The 16,570-nt window shown below is 69.8% G+C and carries 18 protein-coding genes; 12 read left to right on the plus strand and 6 right to left on the minus strand.

What is annotated here, in order from left to right; translation table 11 throughout:
• Positions 1-1,041 (plus strand): translation elongation factor 4 (lepA, locus tag VKQ35_RS00005; protein ID WP_324357767.1); only part of this gene is annotated, 1,041 nt, incomplete at its 5' end.
• On the plus strand, positions 1,041-1,409 hold the full coding sequence (locus VKQ35_RS00010; protein WP_324357769.1) for a hypothetical protein: 369 nt from the start codon (positions 1,041-1,043) through the stop codon (positions 1,407-1,409). The genes lepA and VKQ35_RS00010, both read left to right, overlap by 1 nt.
• Positions 1,410-1,419: 10 nt before the next feature.
• Here the strand turns inward: VKQ35_RS00010 and VKQ35_RS00015 are convergent, their stop codons facing one another.
• Both VKQ35_RS00015 and VKQ35_RS00020 read right to left on the minus strand, forming a co-directional pair.
• The gene (locus VKQ35_RS00015) at positions 1,420-1,797 is read right to left on the minus strand and encodes a DUF2784 family protein (protein WP_324357771.1); all 378 of its coding nucleotides are present in this window, start codon (positions 1,795-1,797) and stop codon (positions 1,420-1,422) included.
• On the minus strand, positions 1,794-2,939 hold the full coding sequence (locus tag VKQ35_RS00020; protein ID WP_324357772.1) for a serine hydrolase domain-containing protein: 1,146 nt from the start codon (positions 2,937-2,939) through the stop codon (positions 1,794-1,796). The genes VKQ35_RS00015 and VKQ35_RS00020 overlap by 4 nt, the downstream gene beginning before the upstream one ends.
• A 164-nt stretch (positions 2,940-3,103) precedes the next feature.
• Between VKQ35_RS00020 and VKQ35_RS00025 the strand changes: the two genes are divergently transcribed.
• The 9 genes from VKQ35_RS00025 (at position 3,104) to VKQ35_RS00065 (ending at position 11,148) form a co-directional block, all read left to right on the plus strand.
• The gene (locus VKQ35_RS00025; RefSeq protein ID WP_324357774.1) at positions 3,104-3,241 is read left to right on the plus strand and encodes an entericidin A/B family lipoprotein; all 138 of its coding nucleotides are present in this window, start codon (positions 3,104-3,106) and stop codon (positions 3,239-3,241) included.
• A gap of 108 nt (positions 3,242-3,349) precedes the next feature.
• Positions 3,350-3,745, plus strand: coding sequence for a DUF983 domain-containing protein (locus VKQ35_RS00030; protein WP_324357776.1), 396 nt, complete (start codon positions 3,350-3,352; stop codon positions 3,743-3,745).
• 85 nt (positions 3,746-3,830) lie between these two features.
• Positions 3,831-3,983 (plus strand): DUF3309 family protein, encoded by a 153-nt coding sequence (locus VKQ35_RS00035; protein WP_324357778.1) that lies wholly within the window; start codon positions 3,831-3,833, stop codon positions 3,981-3,983.
• A gap of 61 nt (positions 3,984-4,044) precedes the next feature.
• Complete coding sequence (locus VKQ35_RS00040) at positions 4,045-5,352, plus strand: MFS transporter (protein ID WP_324357780.1); 1,308 nt, start codon at positions 4,045-4,047, stop codon at positions 5,350-5,352.
• A complete protein-coding gene (locus VKQ35_RS00045; protein WP_324357782.1) occupies positions 5,345-6,061 on the plus strand; it encodes a DUF599 domain-containing protein in 717 nt (238 codons plus the stop codon). The genes VKQ35_RS00040 and VKQ35_RS00045 overlap by 8 nt, the downstream gene beginning before the upstream one ends.
• 102 nt (positions 6,062-6,163) lie before the next feature.
• Positions 6,164-6,508, plus strand: coding sequence for a YciI family protein (locus tag VKQ35_RS00050; protein WP_324357783.1), 345 nt, complete (start codon positions 6,164-6,166; stop codon positions 6,506-6,508).
• Positions 6,509-6,532: 24 nt separating this feature from the next.
• Positions 6,533-7,765 (plus strand): RNA polymerase sigma factor, encoded by a 1,233-nt coding sequence (locus tag VKQ35_RS00055; protein ID WP_324357785.1) that lies wholly within the window; start codon positions 6,533-6,535, stop codon positions 7,763-7,765.
• Between the two features lie 66 nt (positions 7,766-7,831).
• A complete protein-coding gene (locus VKQ35_RS00060; RefSeq protein WP_324357786.1) occupies positions 7,832-9,610 on the plus strand; it encodes a feruloyl-CoA synthase in 1,779 nt (592 codons plus the stop codon).
• Complete coding sequence (locus VKQ35_RS00065) at positions 9,607-11,148, plus strand: acetolactate synthase large subunit (protein ID WP_324357788.1); 1,542 nt, start codon at positions 9,607-9,609, stop codon at positions 11,146-11,148. Before VKQ35_RS00060 ends, VKQ35_RS00065 begins: the two co-directional genes overlap by 4 nt.
• A 149-nt stretch (positions 11,149-11,297) precedes the next feature.
• Here the strand turns inward: VKQ35_RS00065 and VKQ35_RS00070 are convergent, their stop codons facing one another.
• The 3 genes from VKQ35_RS00070 to VKQ35_RS00080 form a co-directional block, all read right to left on the minus strand.
• Positions 11,298-12,602 carry a hypothetical protein gene (locus VKQ35_RS00070; protein WP_324357790.1) on the minus strand — a complete coding sequence of 435 codons (1,305 nt, stop codon included), beginning with the start codon at positions 12,600-12,602 and terminating at the stop codon, positions 11,298-11,300.
• Positions 12,603-12,783: 181 nt separating this feature from the next.
• Positions 12,784-13,233: an NfeD family protein gene (locus VKQ35_RS00075; RefSeq protein ID WP_324357792.1), complete on the minus strand. Its 450-nt coding sequence runs from the start codon at positions 13,231-13,233 to the stop codon at positions 12,784-12,786.
• 15 nt (positions 13,234-13,248) lie between these two features.
• Positions 13,249-14,253 carry an SPFH domain-containing protein gene (locus VKQ35_RS00080; RefSeq protein WP_324357793.1) on the minus strand — a complete coding sequence of 335 codons (1,005 nt, stop codon included), beginning with the start codon at positions 14,251-14,253 and terminating at the stop codon, positions 13,249-13,251.
• Positions 14,254-14,363: 110 nt separating this feature from the next.
• On the opposite strand from VKQ35_RS00080, the gene VKQ35_RS00085 reads away from it, so the two are divergent.
• Positions 14,364-14,939, plus strand: a complete 576-nt coding sequence (locus tag VKQ35_RS00085) for a YbjN domain-containing protein (protein WP_324357794.1) — start codon at positions 14,364-14,366, stop codon at positions 14,937-14,939.
• On the opposite strand, the gene VKQ35_RS00090 is transcribed toward VKQ35_RS00085, so the two are convergent.
• The gene (locus VKQ35_RS00090; protein WP_324357797.1) at positions 14,940-16,556 is read right to left on the minus strand and encodes a M20/M25/M40 family metallo-hydrolase; all 1,617 of its coding nucleotides are present in this window, start codon (positions 16,554-16,556) and stop codon (positions 14,940-14,942) included.
• Between the last annotated feature and the right edge of the window lie 14 nt (positions 16,557-16,570).

Here is a 16,570-nt window from a genome sequence, read left to right on the forward strand (position 1 = left end):
CCCGGCGAGATCGGCTTCATCACCGCCCAGATCAAGGAAGTCGCCCAGGCCGCGGTCGGCGACACCATCACCGACGAGAAGCGCCCCGCCGAGGCCGCCCTGCCCGGCTTCCGCGACGTGCAGCCGGTGGTGTTCTGCGGCCTCTTCCCGGTGGACGCCGCCGACTTCGAGGACCTGCGCGCCGCGATCGGGCGGCTGCGCCTGAACGACGCCTCGTTCAGCTACGAGATGGAGACCAGCGCGGCGCTGGGCTTCGGCTTCCGCTGCGGGTTCTTAGGGTTGCTGCACCTGGAGATCATCCAGGAGCGTCTGAGCCGCGAGTTCGACCTCGACCTGATCGCGACCGCGCCCAGCGTCATCTACAAGATCGGCCTGACCGACGGCTCGGAGGTGGAGCTGCACAACCCCGCCGACATGCCCGACCCGGTGAAGATCGCCACCATCGCCGAGCCCTGGATCAAGGCGACGATCCTGACCCCGGACGAGTACCTGGGCAGCGTCATCAAGCTCTGCCAGGACCGGCGGGGCTCGCAGCGTGAGCTGAGCTACGTCGGCAGCCGCGCGCTGGTGGTCTACGACCTGCCGCTGAACGAGGTGGTGTTCGACTTCTACGACCGGCTGAAGAGCGTTTCCAAGGGCTACGCCTCCTTCGACTACGCCATCGAGGACTACCGGGTCGGCGACCTGGTGAAGATGTCGATCCTGGTCAATTCCGAGCCGGTGGACGCGCTCTCCATGCTGGTGCACCGCGACCGGGCGGAGGCGCGGGGGCGCGGCATGGTCGAGAAGATGAAGGAGCTGATCACCCCGCACATGTTCCAGATCCCGATCCAGGCGGCGATCGGCGGGCGGATCATCGCGCGCGAGACGGTGCGGGCGCTGCGCAAGGACGTGACCGCCAAATGCTATGGCGGGGACATGAGCCGCAAGCGTAAGCTCCTGGACAAGCAGAAGGCGGGCAAGAAGCGCATGCGCCAGTTCGGCAAGGTGGAGATTCCGCAGGAAGCCTTCATCGCCGCGCTGAAAATGGACGCCGACTAGTGCGTGGGCGGGGCCTCGCCGGCGCCGCCCTGGCGGCCGCGCTCGCCACGGCGTCCGCCGCGCCGGCGCAGGCGCCCGCGGCCAAGCCTGCCCCGCTGCACACCGTCATCTTCGAGACCGAGACCCTGCGAACGGGCCCGATTCCGGCCGAACTCCTTCAAAAGATGGGGCCGATCCACACCCTGCAGGGCGTCGAAGATCTCCTGAAGCAGAACCGCATCAGCTTCGGGTGGCAGCACCAGGATGTGGATACGGCCACCCTGCCCGTCGACCTCGCCATGCAGATCAACAACCTGCCGCCGCACGAGGTCTTCGTGCTCAAGCAGGGCGAAGGCTGGCTGATCGGCGTGGTGCTCGGCAAGCACTGAGCCCTCGCCGTCAGGCGCCTCGCCACACCGGGACCAGCCACCACATGGCTGCGACCAGGGCGAACAGCGCCAGGTAGATCGCGGCGAACGCCCAGATCGGCAGGGGCCAGTAGATGGCGTTCTCCACCCAGCGCTCGATCAGCGGCGGGTGGGCCTGGGCGCCGGTCAGTTCGTCCTGCCAGAGCGTCAGGAAGCACGCTCGGCCGAGCACCGCCTGCACCGCGACGACCGCCCAGGAGGCCAGGTGCGCGAGCCGCCACCACCGCACGCGCACCCAGCGCCACCCCAGGGCCGCGCCCAGCGGGATGGCGGCCAGGCCCAGCACATTGAAGGCGATCACGCCTAGGTGGACCGCCAGGATCGCCTGGGCGAGCGCGCCGCCGCTCACACCACCCCGAACGCCGCCCAGGCCGCCATGGCCAGGCCGAAGGCGCGCATGTCGCCGGTGGTTGTGCCGGCCATCTTGTTCATGGCGTAGGAGAGCGTGGTGCGGGCCTTCATGTCGATCATGATGATCGAGCCGCCGTAGCCGCCCCAGTACATACTGTCCTGCGGGTTCGGCAGAGGGACCGTTCCACCGGCCAGGCCAAAGCCCATGCCGAAGCGGGCGGGCATACCCAGCACCAGGTCGGGGCCTTCGATCTGCAGCTCGAGCGCCTTGCGGCAGCCGGCCTCGGACATGAAGCGCTTGCCCTTGGCGACGCCGCCATTGGCCAGGATCGTGTGGATCTCGGCGACCGAGCGGGCGTTGCCCGTGCCGCCGGCGGCCGGGATCTCGGCGCCGCGCCAGCCGCGCGTCCTGGTGGCGGAGACGTCGACGGTCGGATTGTTGAAGCTGATCTTCTGGATCTCGGTCTGCTGGCCTTCACCGGCCCCCTGCCCGGGCGGCGGCGGGATCAGTTCGGCGACCCGCGCGTCCTCCGACGCCGGCAGGCCGATCCAGAAATCCGCGCCCAGGGGCTCGGCGATCTCTTCGCGGAACACGGTCCCGAGCGACTTGCCGGTGATGCGGCGGACCACCTCGCCCACCAGATAGCCCTGGGTGATGGCGTGATAGCCCGACGCCGTGCCGGGCTCCCACAGGGGCGCCTGGGCCGCCAGCAGGGCGCAGACCTTGTCCCAGTCGTAGAGGTCTTCGGTGGTGACCCGTTCCCGCCAGCCGGAGAGGCCCGCGGAATGCGCCATCAGGTGGCTGACCTTGATGTCCGCCTTCCCGTTGGCGGCGAACTCCGGCCAGTAGCGGGCGACCGGCGCATCGAAGTCGAGCTCGCCACGGTCGGCGATCAACAGCGCGGTCAGGAAGGTCATGGTCTTGGTCGTCGAGTAGACGTTGACGATGGTGTCCTTCTCCCAGGGCCTCGTCTTGGCCGCGTCGGCGAACCCGCCCCAAAGGTCGACCACCGTCTCGCCGTCCTGCGTCGCGCAGAACGAGGCGCCGACGTCGGCGCCGCTGGCGAAATTGGCCGCGAAGGCCTCGCGGACCGGTGCGAATTTGTCCTGGGTGAAACCCGCGACGGAACCGTCGGCCATGGTCGTCCTCCTGTTGATTGCGCCACCCTAGCGGGGCGCGGCCGGCTGGTCATCCGCGGCCTCTCGCCCTTCGCCGCAAAGGCCGACGCGTCGCAAAACATTCACAAGCTTGACCTCAGGCCGCGCATCGTGGAGATGGCGTCCTGAAGTCTGGGGAGTTCTCTATGCGCAAACTGATCGTGCTCGCCGCGGCTGCGTCCGCCCTGCTGGTGGCCAGCTGCAACACCGTCGCTGGGGTGGGCAAGGACGTGCAGGCCGCCGGCCACGCCGTCACCAAGACCGCCGACGACGTCAAGAAGTAGCGGACCGCGCGAGGCGGCCGAAAACTCACAGACGCGGCGCCAAAATAGCCTGCGGCGGATGCGCCGGGCCACCTTCCCAACGGGGACGTTCGGGCCCATATCGGCGCCATGGCTGAGATCATCCATCCGTTGCGGCGTTCGGTCTTCCGGGGCCTCGCGGGCCATTGCCCGGCCTGCGGCAAGGGCGCGCTCTTCTGGAAATACCTGAAGGTCAACGGCCGCTGCGAAACCTGCGACACCGATCTGGCGCGCTATCCGGCCGATGACGGCCCGGCCTATCTGACCATCGTCGTCATCGGGCACCTGGTGGTGGCGCCGATGCTGCTGTTCCCGATCGTCTGGCGCTCGAACCCGGCCTATTCCCTGCCGCTGATCCTGATCCCGCTGGCGGCGCTGACGCTCACCCTGCTGCCGCGCATCAAGGGCGGCTGGATCGGGCTGATGTATTCGCTGGGCGTGCGCGACACCGACGCCCACCTGCACACCGCCGACGCGGCCGACTAGGCCCTCTCAGACCCGCACCCTGCCGGAACCTCCGCCGTGACCGTCCGTTGGCTTGGCCTTGGACAACAGACGGAGGAGAGACGCTGTGGGCCTGATCCTGATCATCATCCTGGTGCTGCTTTTGCTGGGCGCGCTGCCCACCTGGGGCCACTCGCGCAGCTGGGGCTACTATCCGAGCGGCGGCCTGGGCCTGATCCTGGTGATCATCGTCGTCCTGGTCCTGCTCGGGAAAATCTAGCGAGCCTGACGCGGCGCTAAATCTCGCCTAGCATCCCCCTGAGCAATTTCCGGGGGGATGCATGGCGACGGGCGCGTTGACGGCGGAGCGACCGAGATCAGCCTTCTCGCGGATCAAGGCGATCCTGGGCGGGTCGGCGGGCAACCTCGTCGAGTGGTACGACTGGTTCGCCTATTCCTCGACCAGCCTCTATTTCGCCGCCCAGTTCTTCCCCAAGGGCGACGCCACTGCCCAGCAGCTGCAGACGGCCGCCATCTTCGCCGCGGGCTTCGTCATGCGTCCGATCGGCGCCTGGCTGATGGGCATCTACGCCGACCGGGCCGGGCGGCGCACGGCGCTGACGCTGGCGGTGGCGCTGATGTGCCTGGGCTCCTTCGCCATCGCCATCCTGCCGACCTACGGCCAGATCGGCGCGCTGGCGCAGTACGGCCTGCTGGCCGCGCGCCTGGTGCAGGGCCTCTCGCTCGGCGGCGAGTATGGCGCCAGCGCCACCTACATGTCGGAGATGGCCGGCAAGACCCACCGGGGGTTCTGGTCGTCCTTCCAGTACACCACCCTGATCGGCGGCCAGGTCACCGCGCTCCTGGTTCTGGTGGTGCTGCAGAACACGCTCTCGCCGCAGGACCTGAACGCCTGGGGCTGGCGCATCCCCTTCGCCATCGGCGGCCTGCTGGCGATCGTGGTCTTCTGGATGCAGACGCGGCTGGAGGAGACCAGCGCCTTCCTCACCGAGACCACAGCGGCCACCGAGCGCGGCCGCACCGGGACGCTGGTGCGCGAGCATCCGCGCGAAGTGGCGATCATCATGGTGCTGACCGCCGCCGGCTCGCTCAGCTTCTATGCCTACACCACCTACATGCAGAAATTCCTGGTCAACACCGCTGGCTTCTCCAAGGCGACCGGGACCTCGATCATGGCCGGCGTGCTGGTGCTCTACATGCTGATCCAGCCGCTGGTCGGCTGGCTGTCCGACAAGGTGGGGCGCAAGACCACCATGGCCGTCGGCCTGGCGGCGGGCGGTTTCGCGACCTATCCGGTGATGACCGCGATCAGCCACGCCCATGCCGCGGCCGCCGCCTTCGGCCTGATCATGATCCTGGTGCTCTGCCACTCGGGCTACGCGGCGGTGAACGCGGTGGTGAAGGCCGAGCTGTTCCCCGCCCGGGTGCGCGCGCTCGGCGTCTCGCTGCCCTACGCTCTGGCCAATGTGCTGTTCGGCGGGACGGCGGAATATGTCGCCGAGTGGCTGAAGAAGAGCCACGTGGAGAGCCGGTTCTACATCTACGTCGGCGTGGTCATGCTGGCCGGCGCGGTGGTGGCGGCGCGGCTACGCAACACCAACGTCACGAGCCTGATCGAACATGATTGAACTCGACCCCCTGAACATCGCCGCCTTCGCGCTGTTCGCGGTGTGCTGGCTGTTCTATCAGCCGCTGCTCGCCCTGCTGGGCCAGCGCGGCGGGGCGGTGATCAACGCCGACCTGACCGTCCTGCGCGTCGCCTGGATGCGCAACATGGCCAGGCGAGAGAACCGTCTGATGGACGGCCAGCTGCTGGGCCAGACGCTCAGCTCATCGTCGTTCTTCGCGTCCTCCAACCTGCTGCTGATCGCCGCCTCCTCCGGCGCCCTGTTCGGCGGCCAGGCGTACCAACACGTCTCGAGCCTGGGCGTGGTGCAGACCTCCTCGCGGTTGCTGTTCGAGGGTCAGTTGGCCCTGGTCGTGATCACCCTGGCGCGCGGCCTGCTCGACTTCATCTGGGCGATCCGCCAACTGAACTATGCGCTCGCCGCGGTCGGCGCGACGCCGCCGCACGTGGATGAAGAGACCAGCCGCGCGTTCGGCGAGCTGGTCGGCCGCCTGTTGAACCCGGCGCTCAGCTCGTTCAGCAGCGGGGTGCGCGGCTACTATTTCGCGCTCGCCGCGGCCGCCTGGCTGTTCGGGCCGATCCCGTTCATCGGCGCGACGCTGGGCGCCATGGCGCTGATGGTCTGGCGCCAACGCAGCTCGCCGGCCGCCGCCGCCATCGCCCAATTGCGCCGCCTGGTCGAAAACTACGTCCCGCCCGAGAGCCGCTGAATCTCGCGAGGGCCTGTCGAATGCGCCGGGTTCCGCACGTCTCTCCCGTGACGCGGCCATTCGCGTCGGCCAAGCTGGCGCAACCGAGCAAGGACGAGGACCATGCAATATCTGCTGATCATCTATAGCGACGAGACGTTCCGGGGAGACGAGGCGGCGATGCAGGAGATCACCGCCGCGCATATGCGCCTGGGCGCCGAGCTGCAGGAGAAGGGCGCCATGGTCGGCGGCAACCGCCTGAAGCCCTCGGACACGGCCACCACCATCCGAACCTCGGGCGGGGTCCAGACCCTGCACGACGGCCCCTACGCCGAGACCCGCGAGCAGCTCGCCGGCTACTATCTGGTGGAGGCCGCCGACCTGGACGCGGCGATCGCCTGGGGCAAGAAGATCCCCGGCCCGCCCAACTACGCCATCGAGGTCCGGCCGGTCTGGCCGTTGGGCTGAACGCCAAACACGCGGAGACCTGCGATGAACGCGGAGGCGGTCCTGGCCCAGACGGTGCGCGAGGCGGGCGACCGCATCCGCTCCGCGCTGGCCATCCGCTTCCGCGACCTCGACATGGCCGAGGAAGCCTTCGGCTTCGCGAGCCTCAGGGCGCTCGAGACCTGGGGCCGCGACGGCGCGCCGCGCGACCCCGCCGCCTGGCTCTATGCGGTGGGCCGCCGCCGGGCCTTCGACCTGGGCCGCCGCGCCAAGGTGCGCGCCGAGGCGGTGCATGACGCCCCGGAGCCGACGCCCGACCCGGAGACCATCGCCATGGCGGCCTTCGAGCCGATCCCTGACGAGCGGCTGCGGCTGATCTTCGTCTGCTGCCACCCGGCGCTGGCGCCGGAGGCGCGTATCGCGCTGACGCTTAGGACCCTGTGCGGCCTCTCGGTGGAGCGGATCGCCCGCGCCTGGCTGACCAGCGAGGTCGCCATGCAGCAGCGGCTGACCCGCGCCAAGGGCAAGATCCGCGACGCACGCATCCGCTTCGAGATCCCCGAGCCCGACGCCTGGCCTGAGCGGCTGGACGCGGTGCTGGCCACGCTGGAGATCGCCTACGGCCAGGCCTATGAGGACGCCGCCGGGGCCACCGAGGCCGCCGACCTCGCCGGCGAGACGCTCCGGCTCTCCGGCCTGCTCGTCGACCTGCTGCCCGATGAGCCGGAGGTGCTGGGTCTCGCCGCCCTGATCCGGCTCGCCGAGTCGCGGCGCCCGGCAAGGCTGGATGCGAGCGGGGCCATGATCCCGCTCTCCGAACAGGACGTGGGCCTGTGGGACGCGCGGCTGATCGGCGAGGCGGCCGCCCTGATGCGCCGGGCCGCGAGCCTGGGCCACAGCGGGCCCTATCAGCTGATGGCGGCGATCCACGCGGCCCACGCGGCGCGCCGCGAGACCGGCTTTGTCGCCTGGGGCGATATCGCCACGCTCTACGACTATCTGCTCAGCGTGCGGCCTTCGCCGGTCGCCGAGGTCAACCGCGCCGTGGCGCTGGCCGAGGCGCTCGGCGCCGAGGCGGGCTTAGACGCGCTCGCCGCCATCCAGGGCCCGGCGCGCTTCACCGAATGGCTGCCCTACCAGGCCGCCCGCGCCGGCCTCTGCGCCAAGGCCGGCCGCGCGCAGGAGGCGGCCGAAGCCCTGCGCCGTGCGCTGGCCCTGGATCCCGCGCCGGCCGAGCGGCTGTTCCTGGCCCGTCGCCTGGCCGAACTCAGCGCCTAGCTCTCGGTCTGAGCCGTCCCTTCCGCGCTTCCCTTCTGTGTTGGGGCTTGGAATAAGGCTCTGGCCATGAACGCCGAGCTCAATCTCGCCACCGCCCCGTTCCGCGACGCCCGCTATGCGCCGCGGCGCCTCGACATCGAGCATCGCGCCGGCGGCGAGATGGTGCTGAGCAATCCGACGCCCTACTCCACCCGCTTCCAGACCATGACCGCGGCGCTCGCGCACTGGGCGATGAAGACGCCCAGCCGGGTGTGGCTGGCCGAACGGTCGGGCGAGGGCTGGCGCACGCTCACCTACCGCGAGGCGCACGAGCAGGTGGAGGCGATCGCCGGCGCGCTGGCGGCCATGGGCGTGGTGCGGCTGGAGCCCCTGCTGATCCTGGCCAACAACGGCATCGACCACGCGCTGATCAGCTATGCGGCCATGAGCCAGCGGATGCCGATCGCGCCGGTCTCGCCACAATACGGACTGAGAGGCGCGAACCCGGCGCGGCTGGCCATGGCGTGCCGCGTGCTGAAGCCGGCGTGCATCTATACCGACGACGCCGAGCTGTTCGCCGAGGGCCTGCTGCAGCCGGGGCTGTCCGGCCTGCCGGTGGTGACCTCGAAGAACCCCGGGCCGCGCCATGTCCTCTTCGAGGAGATGCTGAAGGGCCGCCGCGAGGTCGCCAACGCCCGGCCCGCCGACCCGGCGAAGTACCTGCTGACCTCGGGCTCGACGGGCCACCCCAAGGCGGTGATCTGCAGCCATGGCAACATTAGCCTGAACTCGGCCCAGATCGACGCCTGCTTCGACGATCCCGAGCCGCCGGTGATGGTCAATTCCGCGCCCTGGAGCCACAGCCTGGGCGCCAATTCGATCCTGCACATGTCGGTCCACCGGGGCGGCACGCTCTACATCGACCACGGCCAGCCGACCGCGGCGCGGTTCGGCGAGACGGTGCGCAACCTTGGGGACATCTCGCCCACCTATCAGAACATGGTCCCGGCCGGCTGGATGCTGTTCGTCGACGAACTGGAGAAGGATCGGAAGCTCGCGCGGCGGTTCTTCGAGAAGGTGCGCGTGCTGCAATATGGCGGGGCGGCGCTCGGCCAGGCGGTCGCCGACCGCATCCAGGCCGTGGCCGTCCGCACGGTGGGCGAGAAGATCAGCTTCGCCTCCGGCTATGGCGCGACCGAGACCGGGCCCACCGCCTGCAACGTCCACTGGCCCAACGAGGTCATGGGCCTGATCGGCCTGCCGGCGCCGGGAACCTCGGTGCGGCTGGTCCCGACCGCCGGCAAGTTCGATTTCCGGGTCAAGGGGCCGCAGATCACCAAGGGCTACCTTGGCCAGCCGGAACGCTCGGCCCAGGCCTTCGACGACGAGGGGTTCTACATCCTGGGCGACGCGGCGCGGTTCGTGGACCCTAACGATCCGCAGCAAGGCATGATCTTCGACGGCCGGCTCTCGGAGAACTTCAAGCTCGCGTCTGGGACCTTCGTCGGCGTCGGCGACCTGCGCATCGCGGCGATCTCGGCGATCGGCGGGGCGGTGACCGACGCGGTGGTCTGCGGCGAGGGCGAGGCGTCGGTGGGCCTGCTGCTCTATCCCAACCCGCGCCTCTCGCCGCCGGCCATCGCCGACGCCGTGCGCAAGGGCCTGGAGGCCTACAACGCCCAGGCCCGCGGCTCCGGCGGCAAGGTCGCCCGCGCCCTGGTGCTGCCCGACGCGCCCGACGCGCCGAGCGGCGAGATCACCGACAAGGGCTACATCGCCCAGGCGCTCGCCCGCCAGAGGCGCGCCGGCGCCATCCTGCGGCTGTTCGCCGATCCGCCCGCTCCAGATGTGATGGTGTTCTCATGAACGGCGCCGACGCCCTGCTCTCGACCCTGGTGGCCAACGAGGTCACCGCCTGCTTCGCCAACCCCGGCACGAGCGAGATGCAGTTCGTCGCCGCGCTGGACCGCAAGCCCGAAATGCGGCCGGTGCTCTGCCTGTTCGAGGGCGTGGCGACCGGGGCGGCGGACGGCTATGGCCGCATTGCCGACAAGCCCGCCTGCACCCTGCTGCACCTGGGTCCCGGCTACGCCAACGGGGCCGCGAACCTGCACAATGCGCGCCGCGCCTTCACGCCGATCGTCAATGTGATCGGCGACCATGCGACCTATCACCGGCAGTACGACGCGCCGCTGAACTCCGACATCCCGGCGCTCGCCGCGCCCAACTCGGTGTGGGTGAAGTCGGCCGACAGCCCGGACGACGTCGCGGGCCTCGCCGCCGAGGCGGTGGCCGCGAGCTTCGGCCCGCCGGGTGGCCCAGCCAGCCTGATCCTGCCGGCGGACTCCGCCTGGCTGGAGACCGAGACGCAGATCGTGATGGCCCAGAAGCCGGTCCGGCCCGCGCCCTCCGGCGCGGCGATCGACGCGGCGGCCAAGGCTTTGCGGGCCGCCGCCAAGCCGGTGATCCTGCTCGGCGGCCAGGCCTGCCGCGCCGAGGCCCTGGCCCAGGCCGCGCGCCTGCAGGCGGCCGGCGTCACGGTCTATAGCGACACCTTCGTCGCGCGCCAGCCGCGGGGCGCCGGCGCCTTCCAGCCGAAGAAGATGCAGTACTTCGGCGAGATGGCGCTGGCGGAGCTTGAGGGCGTCGACCTGATGGTCTTCGCCGGCACGACCCAGCCGGTGGCGTTCTTCGCCTATCCGAACCGCCCCAGCGTCCTGGTCCCCGAAGGCTGCGCGACCCTGACGCTCGCCGCGCGGGCGGAGGACGCTGTGGCCGGCCTGGCGGCGCTGGCCGACGCCTTGGGCGCGCCCAAGGCCGGGCCCAGCCAGCCGCTGACCCTTCCGGACGCCGCGCCCAGCGGCAAGCAGACGGCCTACACGGTCGGCGCCTCGATCGCCCGGCACATGCCGGAAGGCGCCATCGTCTGCGACGACGCGGTGACCTCGGGCGCCGGCGTCGCCGCGGCGGGCATGACCGCGCGGCCGCACGAGGTGCTGGCGCTGACCGGCGGAGCCATCGGCATCGGCCTGCCGCTGGCGGTCGGCGCCGCGGTCGCGGCCCCCGAGCGCAAGGTGATCTCGCTGAACGGCGATGGGGCGGCGATGTACACCATCCAGGCGCTCTGGACGCTGGCGCGCGAGAACCTCGACGTCACCGTCGTGGTCTTCGCCAACAACAGCTACCGCATCCTCAACATCGAGATGATGCGCACCGGCGCGGGCGAGGCCGGGCCGCAGGCCGCCAAGCTGCTGGGCCTGGGCGAGCCCTCGCTCGACTGGATCCCGCTGGCCAAGGGCCTGGGCCTGCCGGCCGTGCGCTGCACGACCGCCGAAGAATTCGAGGGGGCCTTCGCCGGCGCCATGGCCCAGCGCGGCCCGATGTTCATCGAAGCGGCGATCTAGTCTCCCCTCCCCGTTTCGGGGAGTGACAGGCCGTGAAACGGCCAGGGTGGGGAACTATGGGTCAGGGCGCCGACTCAGCACGCCGGCCCACTGTTCCCCACCCGTCTCGCGTTCGCTCGCCACCCTCCCCAGGCGGGGAGGGAAAGCGCCTAGCCCTTCTTCTTGTTGGTCGGCAGGACGCAGTTGCCGGCGAAGCTGCAGGCGGTCACGTCCTTGGGCGTCTGGGCGTCGGTGAACTGGATCATGTAGCCCGGCAGGCCGTCGGAGCAGGCGACTTCCAGGCGGATCGTGCCATCGGGCGCCTTCAGCGGCTGGCCGGTGGACGACACCACGCATTCCTTCTTGTCGAACTTCTTCAGGTCGTTGGTCAGGCCCGTGTAGTCGACCTTGCCCAGGGTGCACTTGAAGCCGGCGATCAGCGCGTGGCCGCAGTCCAGCACCATGCCCTTGCCGGTGGCTGGGAAGATGCCGATGGCGCCGTTGCCGTCGCCGCAGACCATTTCGACGGTCTCCTTGTCGCCCTGCGCCGGGAAGACGGCGTACTTGGTGACCGCGCAGTTGGAACCCGCGGCCTTGGCGAGCTTGGTGTAGAGACCGGCCTGCTCGGCGGTGGCCGCGCGGGTGTCGGTGAGCGTGCAGCCGCCGCCCGACAGCTTGGCGCAGTCCAGCGTTTCGGCCAGCGTGCCCTTGCTGGTGATCTTGGCGATGAAGCCCTTGCCGCTCTGGCAGGCGAACTCATAGCCGTCGGTGCCGTCGGCCAGCGGGCCGATGTAGCGGCGGTCCTTCACCACACAGGAGGCGTCGGAAAGCTTGGCCAGCCCATCCTCGGCCGCCAGGCGTGCGGCGGCGTCGGTGAACAGGCATTTGGCCGACGCCGAGGTCTCGGTCTGCAGGCAGTTGATGATGGTCGCCGGCTTGGTGGCGTCCAGCGGAACGCTGCCGCTCATGACGAAGTCGTGCCCGTCGGCGCAGGCCACCTCGAACAGGGTGTTGGACGAGGTCTGCCCGATGGCGCGCACCTTGTTGGGCGCGCAGGGCGCGTTGGACTTGGCGGCCAGCGCGTCGATCGCCGGGATCAGGTCGATGTTGGCCGGCAGGATGCAGGGGCTCGTCGGCTTGCTCATGTCGGCGGGGTAGTTGGAGCCGATGCAGCTGAACACCTGGGGCGCGGCGGCGCCGTTGGTCTGGATCAGGAAGCCCAGCGAATTGGGGCCGCAGGCGACCTCGTAGACGGTGGCGCCCAGCGATCCGGTCTTCTTGTCGGGCTGGGTCTTGCCGGCCAGGCGGGCGTCGGAGACCTGGCAGGTCATGCCGGCGGCCGAAACCAGGGCCGGAGCGTCGGCCATGCCTTGCTTGCGCGCCTCGGAACTGACGCTGGGCGCGGCGGCGGCGGCGTGCGCCATCGCGGGCGCCATCACGGCGACGATAAGGGCGGCGAGAAGCCCCAATCTCATTGGCCTCATGACTTCGGTATCTCCCAGACGTTGCTCAGGCGCTTTAGCCCGTTCGGCGCACATAAGCGCCAGATACGTCTCGGGGGTCAAGATGACCGTGCGAAACCGCGAAACTTCAACGCACTTCCAAGGGCTTAGCGAACGGCGTTGGGCATCGGATAATGCAGCCGATGATTGAAACTCAGGCGGCGCGGACCTTCAGGCGCGCACCGGCGACGCCGGTGACCTCGACGCGCGCGCCGGCGTTCAAAGCCTGGGCGTCGTCGGCCTCGGCCGCCCATTCCTTGCCGTCGACGAACACCCGGCCGCTGCGGTCGTGAAAGGCGGTGACGACGCGCCCCTGGTGACCGACCAGGCGGGCGACATTGTCGTTGATGTCGTTGTCGGCGCGGCGCAGCAGCGACTTGGGCAGATAGCGCCGGGCCAGCAGCACCGAGGAGATGGTGAGCAGCGCGAAGACCAGCACGGCCTGGCCGGGGCTCAAGCCGCCGTAGGCCGCGGCGAAGGCCACCACCGCCGCGCAGCCCGCCGGCCACAGCATCCAGCCGGAGCCCGTCAGCACCTCGATGACCAGCAGCACGCCGGCGAGCGCCAGCCAGGCCCAGAGGGGATGGGCGAGATAGAGGCTCATCGGGTCTCCCATGGCTTAGCCTCCCGCCGGCGGGACGGTCGTGCCACCGCGCGTCGCGGGCCGGGCCGAACCGCCACGGTTCGCCTGGCCCGCGGGCGGGACCGGCGGCTGCTCGGACTGGGCGATCTTCACCATCTCGCCGATGCCGGCGATGGAACCGACCAGAGCGGCCATCTCGGCGGGCACGATCACCGTCCGCTGCTGCGGGCTCTCGGCCAGCTTGCCGAAGGCCTCCACATATTTCTGGGCGATGAAGTAGTTGATGGCGTTGACGTCGCCGGCGGCGATGGCGTTGGAGACCATCTCGGTGGCCTTGGCCTCGGCCTGGGCGGAGCGTTCGCGGGCCTCGGCGTCGCGGAAGGCGGCTTCCTTGCGGCCCTCGGCCTGGAGGATCGCCGACTGCTTGGAGCCCTCGGCGCGGGCGATGGCGGCGGCCTTCTCGCCCTCCGCCTCGGTGATCACCGCGCGCCGCTCGCGCTCGGCCTTCATCTGCCGCGCCATGGAATTGGTGATGTCCGGCGGCGGCTGCAGGTCCTTGATCTCGATCCGCGCCACCTTGACGCCCCAGGGGTTGGTGGCCGCGTCGATCACCTCCAACAGGCGCGAGTTGATGTGGTCGCGCTGCGACAGGACCTCGTCCAGCTCCATGTTGCCGACCACGGTCCGCAGGTTGGTCATGGTCAGCTGGGTGATCGCGAAGTGCAGGTTGGTGACCCGGTAGGCGGCGGCCGCGGCGTCCATCACCTGGATGAACACGATGGCGTCGACCTGGACGGTGACGTTGTCCTTGGTGATCACCTCCTGCTGCGGGACCTCGAGCACCTCTTCCATCAGGTTGATCTTCTGGCCGATGCTCTCGACGAACGGCGTCAGGAAGCTGATGCCGGGCTTGAGCGTGCGGGTGTAGCGGCCGAACCGCTCGACGGTGTATTCGCGCCCCTGCGGCACGATCTTGATAGCCCCGAGCGCGACCACCAGGGCCAGCACCACAAACACGCCTGCAACGATGGCGAACGCCATGAAATCCTCCCCGACCTTCGGTCGAGCTTAGTCATCCGCATATGGGAACGCCACGGAAACCGGCCAAGGCCACGCTCGCGCGAGACGGCGAGGTCTGCTAGCCCTCAGCCATGCCGTTTAAGACTCCGGCCCTGCTGGCCTGCGCCCTGCTGATCCCGGTCTCGGCCGCCGCCGCCACGCCGAAGCCGAAGGCCGCTGCGGCGCCCGCGGCCGCTGCGCCCGCCCCGGCCAAGGCCGCCCCCATCCCGTCGCCGGTGGCCAACTTCGACGCGCGCAATCCATCCAGCGTCATGGCGATCTTCAACCTGGCCGGCGGCAAGGCGACCCTGGTGGACAAGGACAGCGAGGCGGTCTTGCTGAACGTCACCTCGGTGGCGGCGAACTTCACCGTGTTCTTCGCCTCCTGCGACGCCCAGGGACGCGCCTGCAAAGCGCTGCAGTTCGACTATCCGGACGACAAGCCGGGCCCGACCTTCGCCCAGATCAACGCCTTCAATCAGACCTCGGCCCTATGCCGCGCCTACGAGGACAAGACCGGCAAGGCGCACGTGGTGCTCTCGACCCTGCTGTTCGCCGACGACCCCTACGAGCACTTCCGCGGTCAGACCCAGGCCTGGTTCGGCTGCATCGACGACTTCCGCCATTTCCTGCGGGACCCCAACGGCTACCTGGCGTCGGCGCCGTAGTCAGTTGGGCGTCGGCTCCGCGTACTTCAGCGGGTCGGTCACCTTCGGCTGGGTCGGGAGCACGTTGCGCGGCAGGGGTTTGTCGGTGTCGGCGGCGTCCAGCAGCATGGTCGCCAGGATCACGGCGGCCTGGCGCAGATCCTCGGGCCTGGCGTGGTCGAAGGTGTCCAGGTTGGTGTGGTGGGTGACCGAGCCGTAGTCCAGCGGGTCCTGGATGAACTGGAACGCCGGCAGGCCCAGCTTGACCATGAACACGTGGTCGGTGGAGCCGGTGGGCTCGGCCACCACCGTCGTCGCGCCCAGGCTCGCGAAGGGCGCCAGCCAATCCTTCAGGATCGGGGCGGCGGCGAAATTGCCCTCAGCATAGACCCCGCGGATCTTGCCGGAGCCATTGTCGAGGTTGAAATAGCCCTGCAGCTCGTTGAAGCCCGGCAGCGGCGTGATCGGGAAGGCGCTGTCCGAGGCGAAATAGGGACCCAGCGTCGCGTACTTCGGATCCACCGGCGGCCGGTGCGCCAGGTACTGGTCCACATAGGCGAAGGAGCCCAGCAGCCCTTCTTCCTCGCCGGCCCAGAGCGCGAAGCGGATGGTCCGCTTGGGCTTCACGTGCAGGGCGGCGAGGATCCGCGCGGCCTCCATCACCACCGCAGAGCCCGCGCCGTTGTCGGTCGCCCCGTCGCCGGCCACCCAGCTGTCCAGGTGCGCGCCGGCCATCACGTAGCCGGCCTTGGGGTCGCTGCCCGAGATCTCGGCGAGCACGTTGTTGGCCTTGGTGTCGCTGTCGTCGAAGTGGACCTTGCTGTCGATCTCCAGCCGCACCTCGCCGACCTTGGCCAGCCTGGCCAGGCGGCGGTAGTCCTGCGAGGCGATCTCGACGCTCGGCAGCTTCGGCGTCTGGCCGACCTGGTAGCCGGAGCCTTCGCCGTGGACCAGGCCGTCATCGCTGCGCGACATGGACGCCGAGGCCACCGCGCCCTCCTCGGCCAGGAAGGAGTCGACCTGACTGCGGAACAGGCGGCGCTCGGCGTTGCGCGTGGAGGCCTCCGGATCGTAGCTCGGCTCTTGATAGACGTTCATCTTGCCGAGGTCGGCGTCGGTCAAACGGCTGAACGGCGCCCGCGTCGCGTCGGCCACCGGCGTCGGCAGGGACGTCAGCACGATCTTGCCCCTGAGCTTGCCGCGCCAGGCGGCGAAGTCGCGGGGCGTGCGCAGCGGCGCCACGATCACCGGCGCGGAGAGCGGCCCGCTGGTGGGCGGCGTCCAGGCGATCGGGATGGCGTGCAGCATCACCGGACGCGGCGCGACCATGCGCACGCTGGAGGATTCGATCCACCAGCCGCGTCCGAACTCAAACGGCTGCAGATGCACGTTGCTGAGGCCCCAGGCCTTGTAGCGGCCTTGCGTCCAGGCCTCGGCCTTGCGCATGGCCGGCGAATTGGTCATCCGCCCGCCGATCTCGTCGGAGAGGTAGGCCAGGGTGTCGGCGACTTCGCCGTGATTGAAGCCCTGGTCGGCGATCTGGTTGATGACCTGCGGCTCGACCGGCGGAGCGGCCAAGGCGGGCGCCGCGACGAGGCCCATCGAGAGGGCCAGCGCGCCCCACTGAAACCGGATCATCTGCCGCCCTCCCC

Source organism: Phenylobacterium sp. (assembly GCF_035309685.1).
Taxonomy (GTDB): domain Bacteria; phylum Pseudomonadota; class Alphaproteobacteria; order Caulobacterales; family Caulobacteraceae; genus Phenylobacterium.

Bases quoted from the DNA above. Each gene is read 5' to 3' on its own strand.
- VKQ35_RS00080 (WP_324357793.1), bottom strand. From the start codon at position 14,253: ATGGCGTTCGCCATCGTTGCAGGCGTGTTTGTGGTGCTGGCCCTGGTG.
- VKQ35_RS00020 (WP_324357772.1), bottom strand. From the start codon at position 2,939: ATGGCCGACGGTTCCGTCGCGGGTTTCACCCAGGACAAATTCGCACCG.
- VKQ35_RS00050 (WP_324357783.1), top strand. From the start codon at position 6,164: ATGCAATATCTGCTGATCATCTATAGCGACGAGACGTTCCGGGGAGAC.
- VKQ35_RS00065 (WP_324357788.1), top strand. From the start codon at position 9,607: ATGAACGGCGCCGACGCCCTGCTCTCGACCCTGGTGGCCAACGAGGTC.
- VKQ35_RS00090 (WP_324357797.1), bottom strand. From the start codon at position 16,556: ATGATCCGGTTTCAGTGGGGCGCGCTGGCCCTCTCGATGGGCCTCGTC.
- VKQ35_RS00025 (WP_324357774.1), top strand. From the start codon at position 3,104: ATGCGCAAACTGATCGTGCTCGCCGCGGCTGCGTCCGCCCTGCTGGTG.
- VKQ35_RS00070 (WP_324357790.1), bottom strand. From the start codon at position 12,602: ATGAGATTGGGGCTTCTCGCCGCCCTTATCGTCGCCGTGATGGCGCCC.
- VKQ35_RS00055 (WP_324357785.1), top strand. From the start codon at position 6,533: ATGAACGCGGAGGCGGTCCTGGCCCAGACGGTGCGCGAGGCGGGCGAC.
- VKQ35_RS00085 (WP_324357794.1), top strand. From the start codon at position 14,364: ATGCCGTTTAAGACTCCGGCCCTGCTGGCCTGCGCCCTGCTGATCCCG.
- VKQ35_RS00030 (WP_324357776.1), top strand. From the start codon at position 3,350: ATGGCTGAGATCATCCATCCGTTGCGGCGTTCGGTCTTCCGGGGCCTC.
- VKQ35_RS00045 (WP_324357782.1), top strand. From the start codon at position 5,345: ATGATTGAACTCGACCCCCTGAACATCGCCGCCTTCGCGCTGTTCGCG.
- VKQ35_RS00040 (WP_324357780.1), top strand. From the start codon at position 4,045: ATGGCGACGGGCGCGTTGACGGCGGAGCGACCGAGATCAGCCTTCTCG.
- VKQ35_RS00060 (WP_324357786.1), top strand. From the start codon at position 7,832: ATGAACGCCGAGCTCAATCTCGCCACCGCCCCGTTCCGCGACGCCCGC.
- VKQ35_RS00075 (WP_324357792.1), bottom strand. From the start codon at position 13,233: ATGAGCCTCTATCTCGCCCATCCCCTCTGGGCCTGGCTGGCGCTCGCC.